The sequence below is a fragment of the Pseudotabrizicola formosa genome (assembly GCF_002900965.1).
Classification (GTDB): domain Bacteria; phylum Pseudomonadota; class Alphaproteobacteria; order Rhodobacterales; family Rhodobacteraceae; genus Pseudotabrizicola; species Pseudotabrizicola formosa.
In genome coordinates this window covers 374,839-392,363 of the sequence record NZ_PJOM01000001.1, presented here as the reverse complement: position 1 = coordinate 392,363, position 17,525 = coordinate 374,839, and the positions used below count along the sequence as shown (strand labels likewise).

The window sequence follows — 17,525 nt, the reverse complement described above, 5'->3', positions numbered from 1 at the left end:
ACGATTGCCCTAAAGGTCCGGCTTTTCCGGCTTTGGCTTGTCATCGTAATCCTTGGTGAGGATGCGGTTGGCGTCGCCTTCGGGGTCGTCGAATTGTCTGGTGCGCATGGCCCAGAAGAAGGCGGCAAGGCCAAGGCCGCCAAGGATCAGTGAAACCGGGATCAGAAGGCCGAGGATTTCCATTATTTCAACCGCAAGGCGTTGAGTGACACGGTGATCGACGACAGAGACATCGCCAGGGCCGCCGCCAGCGGAGTGGCAAGGCCGACCAGCGCCAGGGGGACAGCGACCACGTTGTAAAGCGCCGAAATGCCGAAGTTTTCGCGGATGCGCTGTGTGGCCTGGCCCGCGATGCGAACGGCATCGGCGATCGGTGCCATATCCTGCCCCAGAAGCACGATGTCAGAGGCCACGCGGGCGGCATCCAGCGCCGAGGCGGGCGAGATTGAGACATGGGCCGCGGCAAGGGCTGCGGTGTCGTTCAGACCGTCACCCACCATCAGCACCTTGTGGCCAGCGCCGGTCAGCTGCGCCACGGTTTGCGCCTTTTCAGCGGGCAAGGCACCCGCGGTCCAGTCGGTGATGCCCAAGCGGTCAGCCAGATCGCGCACGGCGCCGGGCGCATCGCCTGAAATCAGCCGAATCGTCTTGCCTTGCGCCCTGAGCGCGGCAATGGCGGTTTCCGCGCCGGGACGCAGGCGGTCGGCGAAGGTGAAGGCGCGCGCCGTGCCACTGCCGGTGCACAGGTAGGTGGCGGTCACGTCCAGCCCCTGCCCGCCGCACCATTCGGCGCGGCCCAGGCGCACGCGGGTGCCTTTCCAGATGCCTTCAATACCGTAGCCGGGCACTTCGCGGATGTCTTCGACCCGTTCGGGGCGCAGCCCTGCAGCGCGCGCGGCTTCGGCAAGGGCCACGGCCAAGGGGTGCGACGAGGCGCTTGCCAGCGCATAGGCCACCTCGGTCGCGGCGCGGGGGTGGGAGTCCATATTGGTGGGCTCTGGCATGCCCATGGTCAGGGTGCCGGTCTTGTCAAACACCACGGTATCGACTTCGGCCAGCCGCTCCAACGCGGTGCCCTGCTTGATCAGCAGGCCCTTGCGGAACAGCCTGCCACTTGCCGACGTGACCACGGCGGGCACGGCAAGGCCAAGCGCGCAGGGGCAGGTGATAATCAGGACGGCGGCGGAAATGTTGACGGCATAGCGCAGATCGCCGCCGGTTTGCCACATCCAGAAACCGAAGGCGGCAAAGGACAGGATATGCACCAGCGGAGAGTAGAGGGCGGCGGCGCGTTCGGCGAGGCTGGTGTATTTGGTGCGGGCGGATTCGGCGACGGCGACCAGATCGGCCATACGGTGCAGGCTGCTGTCCTTGCCGGCCGCTGTCACCCGCAGGGTCAGTGGGCCGGTCAGGTTCACTTCGCCCGCCGAAACGATGCTGCCGGTGCCGGCATAGACCGGCAGGGATTCACCTGTCAGCAGGGAGCGGTCAAGTTCCGAGGTGCCCTCGGTTACCACCCCATCAACCGGCATCCGGCCACCGGGGCGGACGCGGACCAGATCGCCCACGGCAACCTCGGTGATGCTCACCACGGTTTCCACCCCGTCGCGCAAGACAGTCGCGCGCGGCACCTCCAAAGCAGCCAGTTCCTCGGCGGCAGAGCGGGCCACGGCGCGGGTGCGGTGGTCGAGATAGCGGCCCAGCAGCAAGAAGAAGGTGAGCATCACGGCAGCATCGAAATAGGCGTGATGGCCGGACATCCATGTCTCGAACAGCGAAATCGAGGAGGCAAGGATCAGCGCGAGGCTGATCGGCACATCCATGCCGAGCCGCCCCGCGCGCAAGGACCGCCATGCGGATTTGAAAAATGGCTGGCCGGAAAACACCACTGTCGGCAGGGCGATGACGGCGGAAATCCAGTGGAACATGTCCCGCGTGGCATCTTCTGCACCCGACCAGACCGCGACCGACAGCAGCATGATGTTCATCATGGAAAAGAAGGCGACGCCCAGCCGCATCAGCAGATCGCGCCCCTGACGGTCGGTTTCCGTGCTGGACAGCAGGCCGGGGTCAAGCTCATGGGCCTCATAGCCTGCGCGGGCAGCGGCGGCGATCAGACGATCGGCCGTGACGGAGGGTGCTGCATCGACGCTGATGCGCTTGAGCGTGAGGTTCAGCCGGGCCGAGGTGACGCCGGGCACGGCCACCATGGCCCGTTCCAGCGTCGAGATGCAGACCGCGCAATGGGCCAGCGGCACCGACAGCATCAGCCGCGCCGATGTCGGCTGTGCCATTTGTGCCAGCCGTTCCGCCGAGGGGGCCGCAACACAGGCCGGGCAGGCCGACAGGCTGGCACGCATCGGGTCGGCTTCGGTACGGGAGCCTGCGGCGACGGTCATCGGGTCAGCCCCTGACCATGATGCTGACACGCTGCGCAAACAGCGTGCCATCGGCGGCACGGGCATCGACGCGCAGCAACCATCTGCCGGGGGCAAGGTCCAATGGTGCCGTCCACAAACCGGCAGCATTCACGAAATCCGGGGTCTGGTCCTGGCTGGATTCGGTTGTGCGCCCCAGCAGCACCGACAGATCCGACAGGGCAGCGGGCTGACCGCTGGCATCGGTGAACGACAGATACAACCGCTTGTCGGCAGCATCATACTCCGGCGTCATGGTCCAACCCAGCGCCTTTTGCGCCGCGCGGTTGGTATCGAAGGTCTGGCTGGCGACATAGGAGTTCTGCACCTCCAACCCCGGAAAGGTGCTGACGGCCTTGTAGGCCATCAGAAAATTGACCGCCATGATCACGCCAAAGAAGCTGACCATGACAACCGCCATCTTGCGTCCGGTGAATTCCGTCATCTATTCGGCCTTTCCATTGAACACGGTATCCTGATGGACCCGGTTCGTCGTCCCAAGTTCTTCAAACCACATCCTGACCTGTGTGCGGTCTTCGGTGGCGGGCGCTGATCCGCGCGGGGCATTCAGATAGACCCGCTGCGACAGGGTTTCGTTGGCGTTCACCGTCACCGACAGGCCGGACAGACCCTCCAGCTCGGCCCTCAGGCCAGAGTCGAAGGGGACCGAGATGGTGAACACGGCATCCGACCCCTGCTTGTTGCGCAACCGCACATCATAGGCGTTGCGGATGGTGCCATCAGACAGGGTGACAAAGGTCGGATTGCGCACCGGGCTGACGTTCACATCGATGGCGGAGCGGAGGAACAGCGCCACGATCAGCCCCACACCGACCCCGCCCCAGAGCAGGGTGTAGAGGATGGTACGGGGGCGGAAGACGTGCTTCCAGACCGAAATCGGCGCGTCGCCCTTGCGCTCTGCCGTCTCGTCCGTCAGCGCCATGTAGCCGATCAGGTCGCGCGGGCGGCCGATCTTGTCCATTGTGTCGTTGCAGGCGTCGATGCACAGTCCACAGGTGATGCAGGCAAGCTGCTGGCCATCACGGATGTCGATGCCCATCGGGCAGACGTTGACGCAGGCCATGCAGTCGATGCAGTCGCCCTGCCCTGCCGCGATTTCCCCCTTGTGCAGCTTGCCGCGCGGCTCGCCCCGCCAGTCGCGGTAGGCAATGGTCAGCGTGTCTTCGTCCATCATCGCGGCCTGGATGCGCGGCCACGGGCAGGCATAGATGCAGATCTGTTCGCGGGCAAAGCCGCCAAAGGCAAAGGTGGTGGCGGTCAGGATCAGGATGGTCAGATAGGCCACGGCACCGGCCTGGCCGGTGACCAGATTGACCAGAAGAGTCGGCGCATCGGTGAAATAGAACACCCATGCCCCGCCGGTGGCCATGGCAATCAGGAACCAGGCGGTCCATTTCACCGCCCGTTTTCGAACCTTTTCGCCATCCCACTTTTGCCGGTGCAGACGGATACGGGCGTTGCGGTCCCCCTCGACCCAGCGTTCGACCAGAATGAAGAGGTCAGTCCACACCGTTTGCGGGCAGGCATAGCCGCACCAGACCCGGCCCGCGGCAGAGGTGAACAGGAACAGGCCAAGCCCGGCCATGACCAGAAGGCCGGCGACGAAATAGAATTCATGCGGCCAGATCTCGATCATGAAGAAAAAGAACCGCCGGTGCGCCAGATCGAGCAGAACCGCCTGATCCGGCAGGTTGGGGCCGCGGTCCCATCTGATCCAGGGGGTCACGTAATAGATGCCCAGCATCAGCCCCATCAGTCCCCATTTCAGGTTGCGGAACCGGCCATAGACGCGACGCGGGAAAATGGGCTCCCGCGCGGCATAGAGGCTGGGGGGTTCGGTGGCGTCTGGGCTGCTCACGACGTGGCTCCGATGTCTGGCTTGGTCTTTGGCCATAGTGCACCGAAGCATCGGGCAGGACATTGACCTGTATCAAAATGCGCATCGCAAATGCAGGTTTCGATGTGGCACATAGGCGCGGCAAGGCTTTGGTTGCGGGGAAATCATCGGGGGGTGACGGAACGCCGCATGGCATCTGAGGCGGCTGTGGTGCGGGGCGCGCGCCGGGCAGTCCGATGAAGACCCCGGACAAGAGATCCTTGCCCGGGGACAGCGCTTGCTTACTGACCGCCACCGCGGCTGTGGACATAGAGCGCCACAGCGCGGATCTCGTCTTCGGTCAGCTTGTCATTCCAGCCGGGCATCACGCCAAAGCGGGCGTTGACGACCGAATAGGTCACGGCATCACGCGACCCGCCATAAAGCCAGATCGCATCGGCCAGATTGGGCGCACCTTGCGTGATGTCGCCCGATCCGTCTTCCATATGGCAGGCGGCACAATTGTCCAGATAGACGGCCTCACCCGCCGCTGCCAAGGTAGCGTCATGGTCCTGGCCCGACATCTGCAGGACATATTCCACAACTTCGGCAATCTGCGGACGCTCAAGGATCTGATCCGCGCCAAAGGCGGGCATCTGCGACCAGCGGGCATCCGGATGCGTGGTATTGCGGATGCCATGGGTGATGGTGGCGTGGATATTCTCGATATCCCCACCCCACAGCCAGTCATCATCCAGCAGGCTTGGATAGCCCTTGCCCTCGATCCCATTGGCACCCGACCCGTGACAGGTGGTGCAATTGGTGCGGAACACGGCAGCCCCGGCATTCTGGGCAAAGGACATCAGGTCAGGGTTGGCCGACACCGTGGTGATATCGGCATCGACCAGCGCCTGTTTGATGCTGGCGTTGGCGTCATCAAAGCGCTTGATCTCGGCCACCACATCGGCGCGGGTCGAGGCCCCGAGCAGGCCCGGCGTTGCCCCCGAAATCAGCGGCCATGCCGGATAGGCGATGGAATAGCCGATACCCCAGACGATCGTGGCGTAGAACACCCAGACCCACCAGCGCGGCATCGGGTTGTCGAGTTCCTCGATTCCGTCCCAGACGTGGCCGGTGGTCGGCACGTCACCCGGTTTTTGTGTGACTTTCTTGGCGCACATGGTGTCACGCCTCCTTTACGTGCGGCTTGGGGTCATCCGCCGGGGCGGGGGCCTTGTCATTGCGGAAGATCGATTTGGCGACATCGTCATGCGTCTTGCGGCTGCCGGGGCGGAAGGCCCAGACAATCACCCCAAGGAAGATGAGAAAGAGCGACAACAAGGCCCAGCTGTCGGCAAACTGGCGCAAAGTACTGTAGGTTTCCATATCGGCCCCCTTAGCGGCTGGCGTCTGGCGTGAAGGTCGAGAAATCGACCATCGTGCCAAGGACTTGCATATAGGCGATCAGCGCATCGGCTTCGGTCAGCTGGGGCTGTCCGTCAAAATTGCGCACATTCACATCGGCGCCGTTCGGCACCGCCGCCGCGCCATAGCGCGATTGCAGGCCGGACGAGTCGCCATCGGGGTCTACCTGCGCCATGAAATCGGCGCGGGCGTTTTCGATCATCTCGGACGTGTAGGGCACACCGACCATGGCATGGGTGCGGACCACATCTTCGATGTATTTCCCGTCAATCTCGCGGTTGAACAGGAAGCCATAGGGCGGCATCAGAGACTCCGGCACCACCGATTTGGCGTTCATGAAATGATCCTGATGCCATTCGTCAGAATAGCGCCCGCCGACCCGGGCCAGATCCGGCCCGGTGCGTTTGGACCCCCACTGGAACGGGTGATCATACATCGATTCCGCCGCCAGGCTGTAATGGCCATAACGTTCGACCTCATCCCGCATCGGGCGGATCATCTGGCTGTGGCAGTTGTAGCAGCCTTCGCGGATGTAGATGTCACGCCCGGTCAGTTCCAGCGGCGTATAGGGGCGCACCCCTTCGACCTTTTCGATCGTGTTCTCAAGATAGAACAGCGGAACGATCTGGACCAGACCGCCGATGGACACAACCAGCAGGCTGAGCACCATCAGGAGCGTGGCATGGGTTTCGATTGCCTTGTGTTTGTCAAGAAAAGCCATTGTCCTGCCCTCCGGTCATTCAGCAGGAACAGCCGCATGTGACGTCACCTTGGCAGGTTGCGCACGCACGGTCATCCACAGGTTATAGCACATGATGACGGCCCCCGAGAGGAACAGAAGGCCCCCCAGCATCCGCACCACATTCATCGGGTATTTGGCGGCCACGGTGTCGGCAAAGGCGTTCACCAGATAGCCATTGGCATCGACTTCACGCCACATCAGGCCTTCCATGATGCCCGACACCCACATGGCAGAGGCGTAGAGCACGATGCCGATGGTCGCGAGCCAGAAGTGCCAGCTGACCAGCTTCAGGCTATACAGCCCGTCACGGTTCCACAGGCGCGGGGTCAGGAAGTACAGCGCACCAAAGGTGATCATGCCGTTCCAGCCAAGCGCGCCGGAATGGACGTGGCCAATGGTCCAATCGGTATAGTGCGACAGGCTGTTCACGGCCTTGATGCTCATCATCGGGCCCTCAAAGGTGGACATGCCGTAAAAGCCGATGCTGACCACCATCATCCGGATCACCGGGTCGGTGCGCAGCTTGTCCCAGGCGCCCGAGAGCGTCATCAGGCCGTTGATCATGCCGCCCCAGCTTGGCATCCAGAGAATGACCGAGAACACCATGCCAAGGGTCGAGGCCCAGTCTGGCAGCGCGGTGTAGTGCAGGTGGTGCGGACCGGCCCAGATGTAGAGGAAGATCAGCGCCCAGAAGTGGATGATCGACAGTTTATAGCTGTAGACCGGGCGTTCGGCCTGTTTGGGCACGAAATAATACATCATGCCCAGAAAGCCCGCAGTGAGGAAGAAGCCCACGGCATTGTGGCCATACCACCACTGGATCATCGCATCCTGCACGCCGGATGTGACCTGCACCGATTGCGACCCGAAGAACGACACCGGGATGGCCATGTTGTTGACCAGATGCAGCATGGCAATGGTGATGATCATGGCCAAGAGGAACCAGTTGGCCACGTAGATGTGGGGTTCCTTGCGCTTCATCAGCGTGCCGGCAAAGACGGCGAGGAAGGCGACCCAGACCACGGTGATCAGGATATCGACGTACCAGACCGGTTCGGCATATTCCTTGGACTGGGTGCCGCCCAGCACATAGCCGGTGGCGGCCAGAACGATGACAAGCTGCCAGCCCCAGAACACGAACCACCCCAGATTGCCGCCCCACAGCCGCACGGCGCTGGTGCGCTGGACGATGTAGAACGACGACATGATCAGGGCGTTGCCGCCAAAGGCAAAGATCACCGCCGATGTGTGCAGCGGGCGCAGGCGGCCGAAGTTGCCCATGCCCTGCAACGCCTCAAAGTTGAGCCAGGGCCAGGCCAGCTGACTGGCGATCACCACGCCGACCAGAAAGCCGACAATGCCCCAGAACGCGGTGGCGATCACGCCCGCGCGCACCACCCCGTCCATATATTCGTTGCGGTTGACGGTCTTCACCTCGTCCATGCCGCGCAGCACCACCAGAAAGGTGATGCCGGCCGCCAGCATGACCGTGACCGCATTGACCTGATAGGCAAGGTCACGGGCGTAGTTGGCTGCAATTGCCGCACCCAACGCCAACAGGCCAAGCACCACCAGTTTCAGATAATCCCACATTTCACGTCCCTTCGTCCTTGGCTGGATCCGCCCCTGCATTGATTCGGGAACTGTCCGCGCGCTTTCCGACTGAAGTGCTTGTGCGGGAGAGGGCGGCAGATGGTCCTTGATCCATGTCAACCAAGGCTGTCCTTCTAATTGATTAAGGTCAATGCGACGTCATCACTCAGCCCCCAGTATCCGGGGTAGGACCGGGGCCCAGGGACGCCGGGAAAACAGGAGGACCGCCATGACCTACAAATCCATCTTCACCGTCGCGACTCATGCCGGGCAGGTGCCGCAGACCATCGCGGCAGCTGCAAAACTTTGCGCGCAGACCGACGCGCATCTGGATATTCTGGCGCTGGGGGTTGACCGCACGCAGATCGGCTATGCCTATATCGGATCAGGTGCTGTGCTGTTGCAGGTGGCGCAAGAGCGCGCCGAAAGCGATGCCCGCGATCTGGAGGCGGCGGTCAGGGCGGCGGTGGCTGCCGAAGCCCCCGGCCTGCGCGCCAGTGTCGAGGCGGCGGTGACCCAATTCGGCGCGATGATCGACCTGGTCTCGCAGCGGGCCCGCTTCGCCGATCTGGTGGTGCTGGCGCGCCCCTATGGCAAAGAGCAGGGGGCCGAGGCCGAGGCGGTCATCGAAGCCGCGATGTTCGAGGGACGGGCACCGGTTCTGGTCGTGCCCGACACCGGGCTGGCGCGCGCGCTGCCCCGGCGCGTCGTGGTGGCCTGGAACCAGAGCCGCGAGGCGATGGCGGCGGTGCGCGCAGCGCTGCCCTTGCTGAAACAGGCCGAACAGGTGGCGATCACCGTGATCGATCCGCCGGTGCATGGGCCGGAACGATCAGACCCCGGCGGCATGCTGTGCCAGATGCTGGTGCGCCACGGCGTTCGGGCCGAGGTGACGGTGCTGGCCCGCAGCCTGCCGCGCGTCTCGGATGTGCTGCTGCGCCATGTGCGCGACAAGGATGCCGATCTGCTGGTGATGGGCGCCTATGGCCATTCCCGCTTTCGCGAGGCCATCCTGGGCGGGGCCACGCGCAACATGCTGGAACACGCCACAGTACCGGTGCTGATGGCGCATTAAGCCCAAGCCGACCTCAGGCCGATCCGGGGGCACATCGCCCCCGGAGACCGGGCTTTTGCGGCCCGAGCCGGTTTTCAGGCCCGCTCAGACCAGATAGCCGCCATCACTGTCGTCACCGGTTTCATCCATCAACGCATCCATCGACGGGATCGTGACCTGACGCTTGCCGTCCAGAACGATGATGCCATCCCGTTTCAGCGCGCTCATCTGGCGGCTGACGGTTTCCAGCGTCAGACCCAGATAGTCTGACATTTCCTCGCGCGTGAGCGGCAGATCGAAGGTGATCCTTGGCGCGACCGCCCGGGGTTGCTTCAGGCTGGCATCGCGGCGGGCGATGATCGCCAGCAGGCTGGCGATTTTTTCCCGCGCCGTCTTGCGGCCCAGAAGCAGCATCCATTCGCGGGCGGCGTCCAGTTCATCGAGTGTCATTTCCAGCAGGCGCTGCGCGATGTGCGGCGTGCTGGCCATCATGTCCTCGAACGGTTTGCGGCGGAAACAGCACATCACCAGATCGGTGGTCGCGGTCACATCATAGGCGGCCGACGACCGGCCCGGCCGGCCGACAAAATCCGACGGCAACAACAGGCCGACCATCTGACGACGGCCATCTTCCATGGTCTGGGTCAGCGTGGCGATGCCCGTCACCACCGAGGCCACAAAATCCATCTTGTCACCAGACCAGATGACAGTCTGCCCCGCCTGATAGCTGCGGTAATATTTGATCTGTTCCAGCTGCGCCAGTTCATCGGCCTCGCAGCGGGCGCAGACGGCCCGGTGCCGGATCGGGCAATCGCCGCAATCCTGCATCTGGGTTCGGATTTCCCGGTGGACGGACATGGCCACCCTTTCCCTTTTTGATCTGCATCAAGGCAGATCTGGTTCTGTGCGAAGAAGATACGGGAATGACATATGAACCGCAACTTGCCCGACTTGGACTCTTTGACGCGCGCGTGCCGCGCTATACCAGCTATCCCACGGCCCCGCATTTCGCGGGTTCGGTGGATCATACGCTGTTTACCACCTGGGTCGAGGCAATTCCGGAGGGGTCGGCGATCTCGCTTTATCTGCACGTGCCATTTTGTCGGCGGTTGTGCTGGTTTTGCGCCTGCCGGACCCAGGGCACGCAAAGTGATGATCCGGTGATTGCCTATGCCACAACCCTGTTGGCCGAGATTGCCCTGTTGCGGCGGCACCTGCCGCGCGGCGTGACCCTGTCGCGGCTGCACTGGGGCGGCGGGACGCCGACCTTGTTGCCTGTCGCACAGATCGAACGGCTGGCGGCCGCCGTGTTCGAGACGGTGCCCCTGGGCGCAGGGGCCGAGTTTTCGGTTGAAATCGACCCCAACGAGATTGATGTCGGGCGGCTGGATGCGCTGGCGGCCGCGGGGATGAACCGGGCCTCCATCGGGGTTCAGGATTTTGACCCGCTGATCCAGAAAGCCATCGGGCGTGAGCAAAGCTATGCGCTGACGCGAGAGGTGGTCGAGATGATTCGTGACCGGGGGGTGCGCAGTCTGAATGCAGACATCCTCTACGGGTTGCCGCATCAGACCGTGGCGCGGATCGCTGACTCGGTTCAGAAACTGCTGACACTGTCGCCTGACCGGGTGGCGCTGTACGGCTATGCCCATGTGCCCTGGATGAGCCGGCGGCAGCAGATGATTCCGTCAGACACCATTCCGACGCCGCAAGAACGGTTGGGGCTGTTCGCGACGGCGGCGGAACTGTTCTGCCGCGATGGCTATACCAGCGTCGGCATCGATCATTTCGCACGCCCCGGGGATGGCATGGCGCAGGCCTTGGCGGCCGGGACATTGCGGCGCAATTTTCAGGGGTATACCGATGACACCGCGCCGGTGCTGATCGGGCTGGGGGCATCGTCGATCAGCCGCTTTCCGCAAGGCTTTGCCCAGAACGCCAGTGGCACGTCAGTCTATACCAAAGCGATCCGGGCGGGGCAGTTTTCCACCCATCGGGGCCATATCTTTGCCGGCGAAGACCGGATGCGCGCCCGGATCATCGAGGCGCTGATGTGCGATTTCCATGTGTCGCGCGCCGAGATCCTGCACGATTTCGATTGCAAGGCCGAGCGGCTGGACGCGCTTTTGTCCGATGCCGCCCAGGCGTTTGACGGGATGATCACGCTGGACGCAGAGGGATTGTCGATACCGCCTGCCGCACGCCCTCTGACGCGCATGGTGGCGCGGGAATTTGATGCCTATGACCAGATGGGGGCACAGCATTCCGTGGCGGTCTGACCGCGCGGGCCTTACATTCCGGCCCCCCTGCCCTTAGGTTTACAGGCAGGAGACACAGCCATGCATCATTTTTCCCTGCTCGATCTATCCCCCGTGCCCGAGGGCAGCACAACGGCTCAGGCGCTTGCCAATACGGTTGCGCTTGCGCAGTTGGCCGAGGCATCCGGCTATCACCGGTTCTGGCTGGCCGAACATCACAACATGCCAGGGATCGCCTCTGCCGCAACGCCCATCGTGATCGGCCATGTGGCGGCGGCGACAAAAACCATCCGGCTGGGTGCGGGGGGCATCATGTTGCCCAACCACGCGCCGCTGATCGTGGCCGAACAGTTCGGCACGTTGGAAACGCTCTATCCGGGGCGGATCGATCTGGGGCTGGGCCGCGCGCCGGGCACCGATATGGCCACGGCGCGGGCGCTGCGCCGCCACATGGCCCCCGAAGACAGTTTTCCGCAGGATGTGGTGGAGCTGATCAGCTATTTCGACACGGCCACTGAGGGGGCCGCCGTGCGTGCCATTCCGGGCGAAGGCACGCAAGTGCCGGTGTGGATTCTGGGCAGCAGCCTGTATGGGGCGCAACTGGCGGCCTATCTCGGCCTGCCTTATGCTTTTGCCTCGCATTTCGCGCCTACGATGCTGGAAGATGCCTTGGCCACCTACCGCGCCACCTTCCGGCCGTCGCGCTTTCTGGCGCAGCCCTATGCGATGATGGCGGCCGGGGTCTGTGCGGCAGATACCGATGCCGAGGCGCAGTATCTGCGCACGTCGCAGATGCTGGCCTTTGCCCGGCTGCGCACCGGCCAGCCCGGCAAACTGCCACGCCCGGTGCAGGATATTGACGCCCATATCCCGCCACATGTGCGGGCAGGCGTGGATGCCGCGCTGTCGGTTGCGGCGGTCGGATCGCGGGCCACCGTGCGGCGCGAGATCGCGGCGCTGATCGACCGCTATCAGCCCGATGAGCTGATGGTGACCGGCATGATCCACGACCATGCCGCGCGGCTGCGGTCTTTTGAGATTGCGGCAGAGGTCTTGGGTGAGCTGTCGCTCGCCAAGGCGGCCTGAGGCGGTTCAGGCCTCGGGCCCGAAGCTTTCGACGACATCGACCATGCGCGGCAGGCAGATGCTGCGCAGGTCGTAGTGCTGCTGTGCCGTCGCGCGGGCGGCGCTGCGCAGTGGGGCGTAATGCTCTGAATGGGCCAGCGTCTCGATCAGCGTGCGGGCCCATGCTTCCACATTGAAGAAATCCACCAGCAAGCCATTTTCGCCATGGCGGATCACCTCGGCCACCGGGGCGGTGTCAGACCCCACCACCAGACAGCCCGCCGCCATAGCCTCGAGCATCGACCAGGACAGCACGAAGGGGTAGGTCAGATAGGCATGCACCCGGCTGATCTGCAGGGCGGTGACAAAGGTGACATAGGGCACCTTGCCTAGAAAATGCACCCGGTCCATCGGCAGCTGGTCCTGCACCTCTGCCAGCATATGGTCTTTCCAGCCTTTGGCCCCCTTGGGCGGGCTGCCATAGCTGACCTCTTCGCCACCGACGATCACGGCATGCGCCTTTGGTCGCGCGCGCAGCACCGCAGGCAGCGCCCGCATGAAGATGTGATAGCCGCGATAGGGTTCCAGATTGCGGTTCACGAAAGTCAGCACCTCATCGCCCGCGCGCAAGGTGCGACCATCCGGCAGGGTCAGGCGGGCCTGCGGGTCGGGGTGCAAGGCGCTGCAATCCACGCCGTCATGGATCACCTTGATCATGTTGCGCAGGGGTGCAGGATAGGTACTGGCCTGCCATTGGGTCGGCGCAACCCCGGCATCGGCATGGATCAGGGCCTGCCCCAGATGGGCGGCGCGGCCTTGGGCAATCAGGATCTGGTCAAGACCGTAGGGCAGGAATTCGCGGTCAAAGCCCACATCGGCCCCGACCCCGCGATAATAGAATTCGGCATAGACGATCAGCTTCGCCTGCGGCCAGATTTCCTTGAGAAACAGTGTCTCGCCCCAGCCGGAATGGCCGAAGATCACATCAGGCGTGTAGTTTTCGCTGTCGCGCAACTGGGCACAGGCGCGGGCCACGCTGACTCCGCGGTCGGACATCATCGTATAGTTCCGCCCCAGCCGGGTCTGGGCAGGGTCAACCTGAGCCGCTTTGTGTTTGTAGCGCAGGGTGCGGACGCTGGTTTTCCGGGTGTTGGCGGCATCGGTCAGCGCGATGACATCATGGCCCCGCGCCACAAGTTCCGGGGCCAGATGCAGGAATTGGCCCGGGAAATTCTGGTGCAGGAACAGGATCTTCATGCCTTGGCCTGTGCTGCTCCCGGCATCTTGCCAAAGGCGGCCAGCATCAGGGCGCGGGTGTAGTCCGAGGCCGGAGCGTCAAACACCGCCCGCGCATCGCCGATTTCCACCACATCGCCCGCTTTCATCACCATTACCTTGTGCGACAATGCGCGCACGACGCGCAGGTCGTGGCTGATGAAGATATAGGCCAGCCCCCATTTGCGCTGCAGATCGCGCAAGAGCGCCACGATCTGGACCTGCACCGTCATGTCCAGCGCTGAAGTGGGTTCATCCAGCACCACCAGCTTGGGGCGCAGGATCATGGCGCGGGCAATGGCAATGCGCTGGCGCTGCCCGCCGGAAAACTCATGCGGGTAGCGGCCCATGGTGGCCGGGTCCAGCCCCACCTCGGCCATGATCGCGGCAACCTTTTCGCGCGAGGTGACGGCTGTTTCGGTGCCGTGCAGCGCCATCCCTTCGGAGATGATCTGTTCCACCGTCATGCGCGGCGACAGGCTGCCGAACGGGTCCTGAAACACCACCTGCATGTCGCGGCGCACCGGGCGCAGCGCAGAGCCTGACAGGGCTGATATGTCGCGGCCCAGCACCACAATCGGCCCGGTGGAAGGCACCAGCCGCAGGATGGCCAGCGCCAGCGTGGTCTTGCCAGAGCCGCTTTCGCCGACGATCCCCAGGGTTTCCCCGGCGCGGACCGACAGGGTGGCGTCGTTCACCGCCTTCACATGGCCCACCGTCTTGCGCAGGAAACCGGCGGTGATGGGGAACCAGACGCGCAGGTTTTTGGTGCTGACCACTTCCGCGGCACCTTGGGGCACCGGGTCGGGCAGGCCGGTGGGTTCGGCAGCCAGCAGTTTGCGGGTATAGGGGTGCTGGGGGTTTGCAAAGATTTCTGCGGTTGGCCCCTGTTCGACAATCTCGCCGCCCTGCATCACGCAGACCCGGTCGGCGATGCGGCGCACGATGCCAAGGTCATGGGTGATGAACAACAGGCTCAGGCCTTCGGACCGTTTCAGATCCGCCAGAAGGTCAAGGATCTGCGCCTGAATCGTCACATCCAACGCGGTGGTGGGCTCGTCTGCGATCAGGAGTTCCGGCCCATTGGCCAGCGCCATGGCGATCATCACCCGCTGACGCTGCCCGCCCGACAGCTCGTGCGGATAGGCGCCCAGCCGGCTTTCCGCATCGCGGATGCCAACCTTGTTCATCAGATCCAGAATACGGTCGCGCGCCGCTGGCCCCGCCAGCCCCTGATGCAGCGCAAGACTTTCGCCCAACTGCCGCTCGATGGTGTGGAGCGGATTCAGGCTGGTCATCGGTTCCTGAAAGATGAAACTGATGTCATTGCCGCGCACCCGGCGCAGGTCATCTTCCGAGGCACCCACCATCTGCGTGCCCTGATAAGTGACCGAGCCGGCGATGATGGCATTGTCGCCCAGAAGGCCGACGGTGGACAGGGCGGTGACCGATTTGCCCGAGCCGGACTCGCCCACCAACGCCACGGTTTCGCCATTGCCCACGGTGAAGGTCACGCCCTTCACCGCCTCGATCACGCGGCCGTCCTGACGGAAGCTGATCTTCAGATCCTTTACGGCAAGCACGCTCATTGAAAGGTCTTTCGCGGGTCAAAGGCATCGCGGACGCCCTCGAAAATGAAGACCAGCAGCGACAGCATGATGGCAAAGGTAAAGAAAGCGGTAAAAGCCAGCCAGGGGGCCTGCAGGTTCTGCTTGGCCTGCTGCGTCATCTCGCCCAAGGACGGCGACGAGGAAGGCAGGCCGAACCCCAGAAAATCAAGCGCGGTCAGCGCGCCGATGGTGCCGGTCAGGATAAAGGGCAGCAAGGTCAGCGTGGCAACCATGGCATTGGGCAGCACATGGCGGAACATGATGACCCTGTCGGGCACGCCCAGCGCGCGGGCGGCGCGGACATATTCGAAATTGCGCGCCCGCAGGAATTCGGCCCGCACCACGCCCACCAGCCCGGTCCAGCCGAACAGCACCATCAGGAACACCAGTATCCAGAAGTTCATGGTGAAGATCGCCGCCACGATGATGATGACGTAAAGCGTGGGCGTGGCCCCCCAGATCTCGATGATGCGCTGAAAGATCAAGTCGGTCAGGCCCCCGAAATAGCCCTGTACCGCGCCTGCCGCGATGCCGATCACGCTGGTGAGCACGGTGACGATCAGCGCGAAACTGACCGAGAGGCGGAAGCCATAGATGACCCGCGCCAGCACATCGCGCGCGGTGTCATCGGTGCCCAGCCAGTGCTGCGCGTCTGGGGCGGACGGGGCGGCTTTGCCGATGTCGTTGATGGTGTTGTAGCTGTAGGGCACCGGGGCCCAGATGATGCGGCCACGTTCAATCGGCTCGCCTGCGGCAGTGCCTTGCGCGGTGGCCTCGGCCAATATGCCCTCGGGGTCGTCCCAGCAGGCTTCGGACCCGGCGGCCATGATCAGGCAGCGCACTTCGACATCCTTGTACTTCGCCTCGGTCTGGAAATCGCCCCCAAAGGCGGTTTCAGGGTAGAAGCGGGCGAAAGGCGCGTGCCATTCGCCGCGGAACTGCACCAGCAGCGGCTTGTCGTTCGCCACCAGTTCGGCGCAGAGCGAGATGCCGTAAAGGATCGAAAACAGGATCAGCGACCACCACGCCCGGCGGTTGGCCTTGAAATTGCGCCAGCGGCGTTGGTTCAACGGGGAGAGTGCCATCTACCCCCTCCGCTCGAAATCAATGCGCGGATCGACCCAGACATACATCAGATCCGACAGGATGCCGACCACAAGACCGATCAGGCCAAAGAAGAACAGCGTGCCAAAGATCACCGGGTAATCCCGTTCGACCGCCGCGCGAAACCCAAGCTGGCCAAGGCCATCCAGACTGAAAATCGTCTCGATGATCAGGCTGGAGCCAAAGAACACCGACAAAAACAGCGCCGGAAAGCCCGCGATCACGATCAGCATGGCATTGCGGAACACATGGCCATAGAGCACGCGCTGCTCTGACAGGCCCTTGGCGCGGGCGGTCATGACGTATTGCTTCTTGATCTCGTCCAGAAAGCTGTTCTTGGTCAGCAGGGTCAGGGTGGCAAAGCTGGCGATGGTGGAGGCGATCACCGGCAGGGTGATGTGCCACAGGTAATCCAGCACCTTGCCCATCATCGACAGCTGATCAAAATTGTCCGAGGTCAGGCCGCGCAGCGGGAACCAGCGGAAATAACTGCCGCCCGCAAACAGCACCAGCAGCAGGATGGCGAACAGGAAACCGGGGATGGCATAGGCCGCGATGATCACGCCGCTGGTCCAGGTGTCAAATCTCGACCCGTCGCGCACCGCCTTGCGGATGCCCAGCGGGATAGAGATGGCATAGGCAATCAGGGTCGACCACAGGCCAAGGGTCAGGGAAACCGGAAGCTTTTCCCAGACCAGTTCCAGCACACCGATGGACCGGAAATGGCTTTCGCCAAAATCGAACTGGATGTAGTTCCACATCATGATGAAGAACCGCTCCCAGGCCGGGATCAGCTCTTTTTCGCATTCCGGCGCACGGGCCGATGGGGTGCCGGTAAATCCCGGATCGCACACAAAACGGGCAAAACCGAACTGCACCTCTAGCTCGGCGAGAAAGCCGGGATCAAGCCCCTGCGCGCCGACATAGCCAGAGTCGTTGCCTTGCTGGCCGATTCCGGCGTCGCCTGCACCGCTGATCGCCTGAATGGAATCGCCGCCGCCGTCGATGCGGGCCAGCACCTGTTCGATCGGCCCGCCGGGGACGAATTGGGTCAGGCCAAAGTTGATGATCATGATCCCGATCAGCGTCGGAATGATCAGAAGCAATCGCCGGAGAATATAGGCGCCCATGTGGTCAGCCTGCCT

At 63.3% G+C, this 17,525-nt stretch carries 16 protein-coding genes; 3 read left to right on the top strand and 13 right to left on the bottom strand.

Annotated features, from left to right (window positions below):
• Nucleotides 1–9: 9 nt before the first annotated feature.
• From ccoS to ccoN, 8 genes are all read right to left on the bottom strand, one after another.
• Nucleotides 10–183: a cbb3-type cytochrome oxidase assembly protein CcoS gene (gene ccoS, locus CXR43_RS01975; RefSeq protein WP_103332359.1), complete on the bottom strand. Its 174-nt coding sequence runs from the start codon at nucleotides 181–183 to the stop codon at nucleotides 10–12.
• The gene (locus CXR43_RS01970; RefSeq protein ID WP_103332358.1) at nucleotides 183–2,399 is read right to left on the bottom strand and encodes a heavy metal translocating P-type ATPase; all 2,217 of its coding nucleotides are present in this window, start codon (nucleotides 2,397–2,399) and stop codon (nucleotides 183–185) included. Before CXR43_RS01970 ends, ccoS begins: the two co-directional genes overlap by 1 nt.
• A 4-nt stretch (nucleotides 2,400–2,403) precedes the next feature.
• Nucleotides 2,404–2,862 carry a FixH family protein gene (locus tag CXR43_RS01965; protein WP_103332357.1) on the bottom strand — a complete coding sequence of 153 codons (459 nt, stop codon included), beginning with the start codon at nucleotides 2,860–2,862 and terminating at the stop codon, nucleotides 2,404–2,406.
• A complete protein-coding gene (ccoG, locus tag CXR43_RS01960; protein ID WP_210402048.1) occupies nucleotides 2,863–4,296 on the bottom strand; it encodes a cytochrome c oxidase accessory protein CcoG in 1,434 nt (477 codons plus the stop codon).
• Nucleotides 4,297–4,556: 260 nt separating this feature from the next.
• The gene (gene ccoP / locus CXR43_RS01955) at nucleotides 4,557–5,435 is read right to left on the bottom strand and encodes a cytochrome-c oxidase, cbb3-type subunit III (protein ID WP_103332355.1); all 879 of its coding nucleotides are present in this window, start codon (nucleotides 5,433–5,435) and stop codon (nucleotides 4,557–4,559) included.
• A gap of 4 nt (nucleotides 5,436–5,439) precedes the next feature.
• Nucleotides 5,440–5,640: a cbb3-type cytochrome c oxidase subunit 3 gene (locus tag CXR43_RS01950; RefSeq protein ID WP_103332354.1), complete on the bottom strand. Its 201-nt coding sequence runs from the start codon at nucleotides 5,638–5,640 to the stop codon at nucleotides 5,440–5,442.
• Nucleotides 5,641–5,650: 10 nt separating this feature from the next.
• A complete protein-coding gene (gene ccoO / locus CXR43_RS01945) occupies nucleotides 5,651–6,400 on the bottom strand; it encodes a cytochrome-c oxidase, cbb3-type subunit II (protein WP_103332353.1) in 750 nt (249 codons plus the stop codon).
• A 15-nt stretch (nucleotides 6,401–6,415) separates the two neighbouring features.
• Nucleotides 6,416–8,014, bottom strand: coding sequence for a cytochrome-c oxidase, cbb3-type subunit I (ccoN, locus tag CXR43_RS01940; protein ID WP_103332352.1), 1,599 nt, complete (start codon nucleotides 8,012–8,014; stop codon nucleotides 6,416–6,418).
• 229 nt (nucleotides 8,015–8,243) lie between these two features.
• On the opposite strand from ccoN, the gene CXR43_RS01935 reads away from it, so the two are divergent.
• Nucleotides 8,244–9,089, top strand: coding sequence for a universal stress protein (locus CXR43_RS01935; RefSeq protein ID WP_103332351.1), 846 nt, complete (start codon nucleotides 8,244–8,246; stop codon nucleotides 9,087–9,089).
• Between the two features lie 84 nt (nucleotides 9,090–9,173).
• Here the strand turns inward: CXR43_RS01935 and fnrL are convergent, their stop codons facing one another.
• Nucleotides 9,174–9,926, bottom strand: a complete 753-nt coding sequence (gene fnrL / locus CXR43_RS01930; RefSeq protein WP_103332350.1) for a transcriptional regulator FnrL — start codon at nucleotides 9,924–9,926, stop codon at nucleotides 9,174–9,176.
• A 65-nt stretch (nucleotides 9,927–9,991) separates the two neighbouring features.
• Between fnrL and hemN the strand changes: the two genes are divergently transcribed.
• Together hemN and CXR43_RS01920 are read left to right on the top strand one after the other, a co-directional pair.
• A complete protein-coding gene (gene hemN, locus CXR43_RS01925) occupies nucleotides 9,992–11,347 on the top strand; it encodes an oxygen-independent coproporphyrinogen III oxidase (protein ID WP_103332762.1) in 1,356 nt (451 codons plus the stop codon).
• Nucleotides 11,348–11,407: 60 nt separating this feature from the next.
• Nucleotides 11,408–12,412, top strand: a complete 1,005-nt coding sequence (locus CXR43_RS01920; RefSeq protein ID WP_103332349.1) for an LLM class flavin-dependent oxidoreductase — start codon at nucleotides 11,408–11,410, stop codon at nucleotides 12,410–12,412.
• Between the two features lie 6 nt (nucleotides 12,413–12,418).
• Here CXR43_RS01920 and CXR43_RS01915 read toward each other — a convergent pair whose 3' ends face one another.
• From CXR43_RS01915 to CXR43_RS01900, 4 genes are read right to left on the bottom strand one after another with little or no spacing between them, the layout of a single operon-like run.
• Complete coding sequence (locus tag CXR43_RS01915; protein ID WP_103332348.1) at nucleotides 12,419–13,648, bottom strand: glycosyltransferase family 4 protein; 1,230 nt, start codon at nucleotides 13,646–13,648, stop codon at nucleotides 12,419–12,421.
• On the bottom strand, nucleotides 13,645–15,255 hold the full coding sequence (locus CXR43_RS01910; protein ID WP_103332347.1) for an ABC transporter ATP-binding protein: 1,611 nt from the start codon (nucleotides 15,253–15,255) through the stop codon (nucleotides 13,645–13,647). Before CXR43_RS01910 ends, CXR43_RS01915 begins: the two co-directional genes overlap by 4 nt.
• Nucleotides 15,252–16,361, bottom strand: coding sequence for an ABC transporter permease (locus tag CXR43_RS01905; RefSeq protein WP_103332346.1), 1,110 nt, complete (start codon nucleotides 16,359–16,361; stop codon nucleotides 15,252–15,254). Before CXR43_RS01905 ends, CXR43_RS01910 begins: the two co-directional genes overlap by 4 nt.
• Nucleotides 16,362–17,510 carry a microcin C ABC transporter permease YejB gene (locus tag CXR43_RS01900; RefSeq protein WP_103332345.1) on the bottom strand — a complete coding sequence of 383 codons (1,149 nt, stop codon included), beginning with the start codon at nucleotides 17,508–17,510 and terminating at the stop codon, nucleotides 16,362–16,364.
• Between the last annotated feature and the right edge of the window lie 15 nt (nucleotides 17,511–17,525).

Coding starts and splice junctions, on each gene's coding strand:
- ccoS (WP_103332359.1), bottom strand. CDS start 183: ATGGAAATCCTCGGCCTTCTGATCCCGGTTTCACTGATCCTTGGCGGC.
- CXR43_RS01970 (WP_103332358.1), bottom strand. CDS start 2,399: ATGACCGTCGCCGCAGGCTCCCGTACCGAAGCCGACCCGATGCGTGCC.
- CXR43_RS01965 (WP_103332357.1), bottom strand. CDS start 2,862: ATGACGGAATTCACCGGACGCAAGATGGCGGTTGTCATGGTCAGCTTC.
- ccoP (WP_103332355.1), bottom strand. CDS start 5,435: ATGTGCGCCAAGAAAGTCACACAAAAACCGGGTGACGTGCCGACCACC.
- CXR43_RS01950 (WP_103332354.1), bottom strand. CDS start 5,640: ATGGAAACCTACAGTACTTTGCGCCAGTTTGCCGACAGCTGGGCCTTG.
- ccoO (WP_103332353.1), bottom strand. CDS start 6,400: ATGGCTTTTCTTGACAAACACAAGGCAATCGAAACCCATGCCACGCTC.
- ccoN (WP_103332352.1), bottom strand. CDS start 8,014: ATGTGGGATTATCTGAAACTGGTGGTGCTTGGCCTGTTGGCGTTGGGT.
- CXR43_RS01935 (WP_103332351.1), top strand. CDS start 8,244: ATGACCTACAAATCCATCTTCACCGTCGCGACTCATGCCGGGCAGGTG.
- fnrL (WP_103332350.1), bottom strand. CDS start 9,926: ATGTCCGTCCACCGGGAAATCCGAACCCAGATGCAGGATTGCGGCGAT.
- hemN (WP_103332762.1), top strand. CDS start 9,992: ATGACATATGAACCGCAACTTGCCCGACTTGGACTCTTTGACGCGCGC.
- CXR43_RS01920 (WP_103332349.1), top strand. CDS start 11,408: ATGCATCATTTTTCCCTGCTCGATCTATCCCCCGTGCCCGAGGGCAGC.
- CXR43_RS01915 (WP_103332348.1), bottom strand. CDS start 13,648: ATGAAGATCCTGTTCCTGCACCAGAATTTCCCGGGCCAATTCCTGCAT.
- CXR43_RS01910 (WP_103332347.1), bottom strand. CDS start 15,255: ATGAGCGTGCTTGCCGTAAAGGATCTGAAGATCAGCTTCCGTCAGGAC.
- CXR43_RS01905 (WP_103332346.1), bottom strand. CDS start 16,361: ATGGCACTCTCCCCGTTGAACCAACGCCGCTGGCGCAATTTCAAGGCC.
- CXR43_RS01900 (WP_103332345.1), bottom strand. CDS start 17,510: ATGGGCGCCTATATTCTCCGGCGATTGCTTCTGATCATTCCGACGCTG.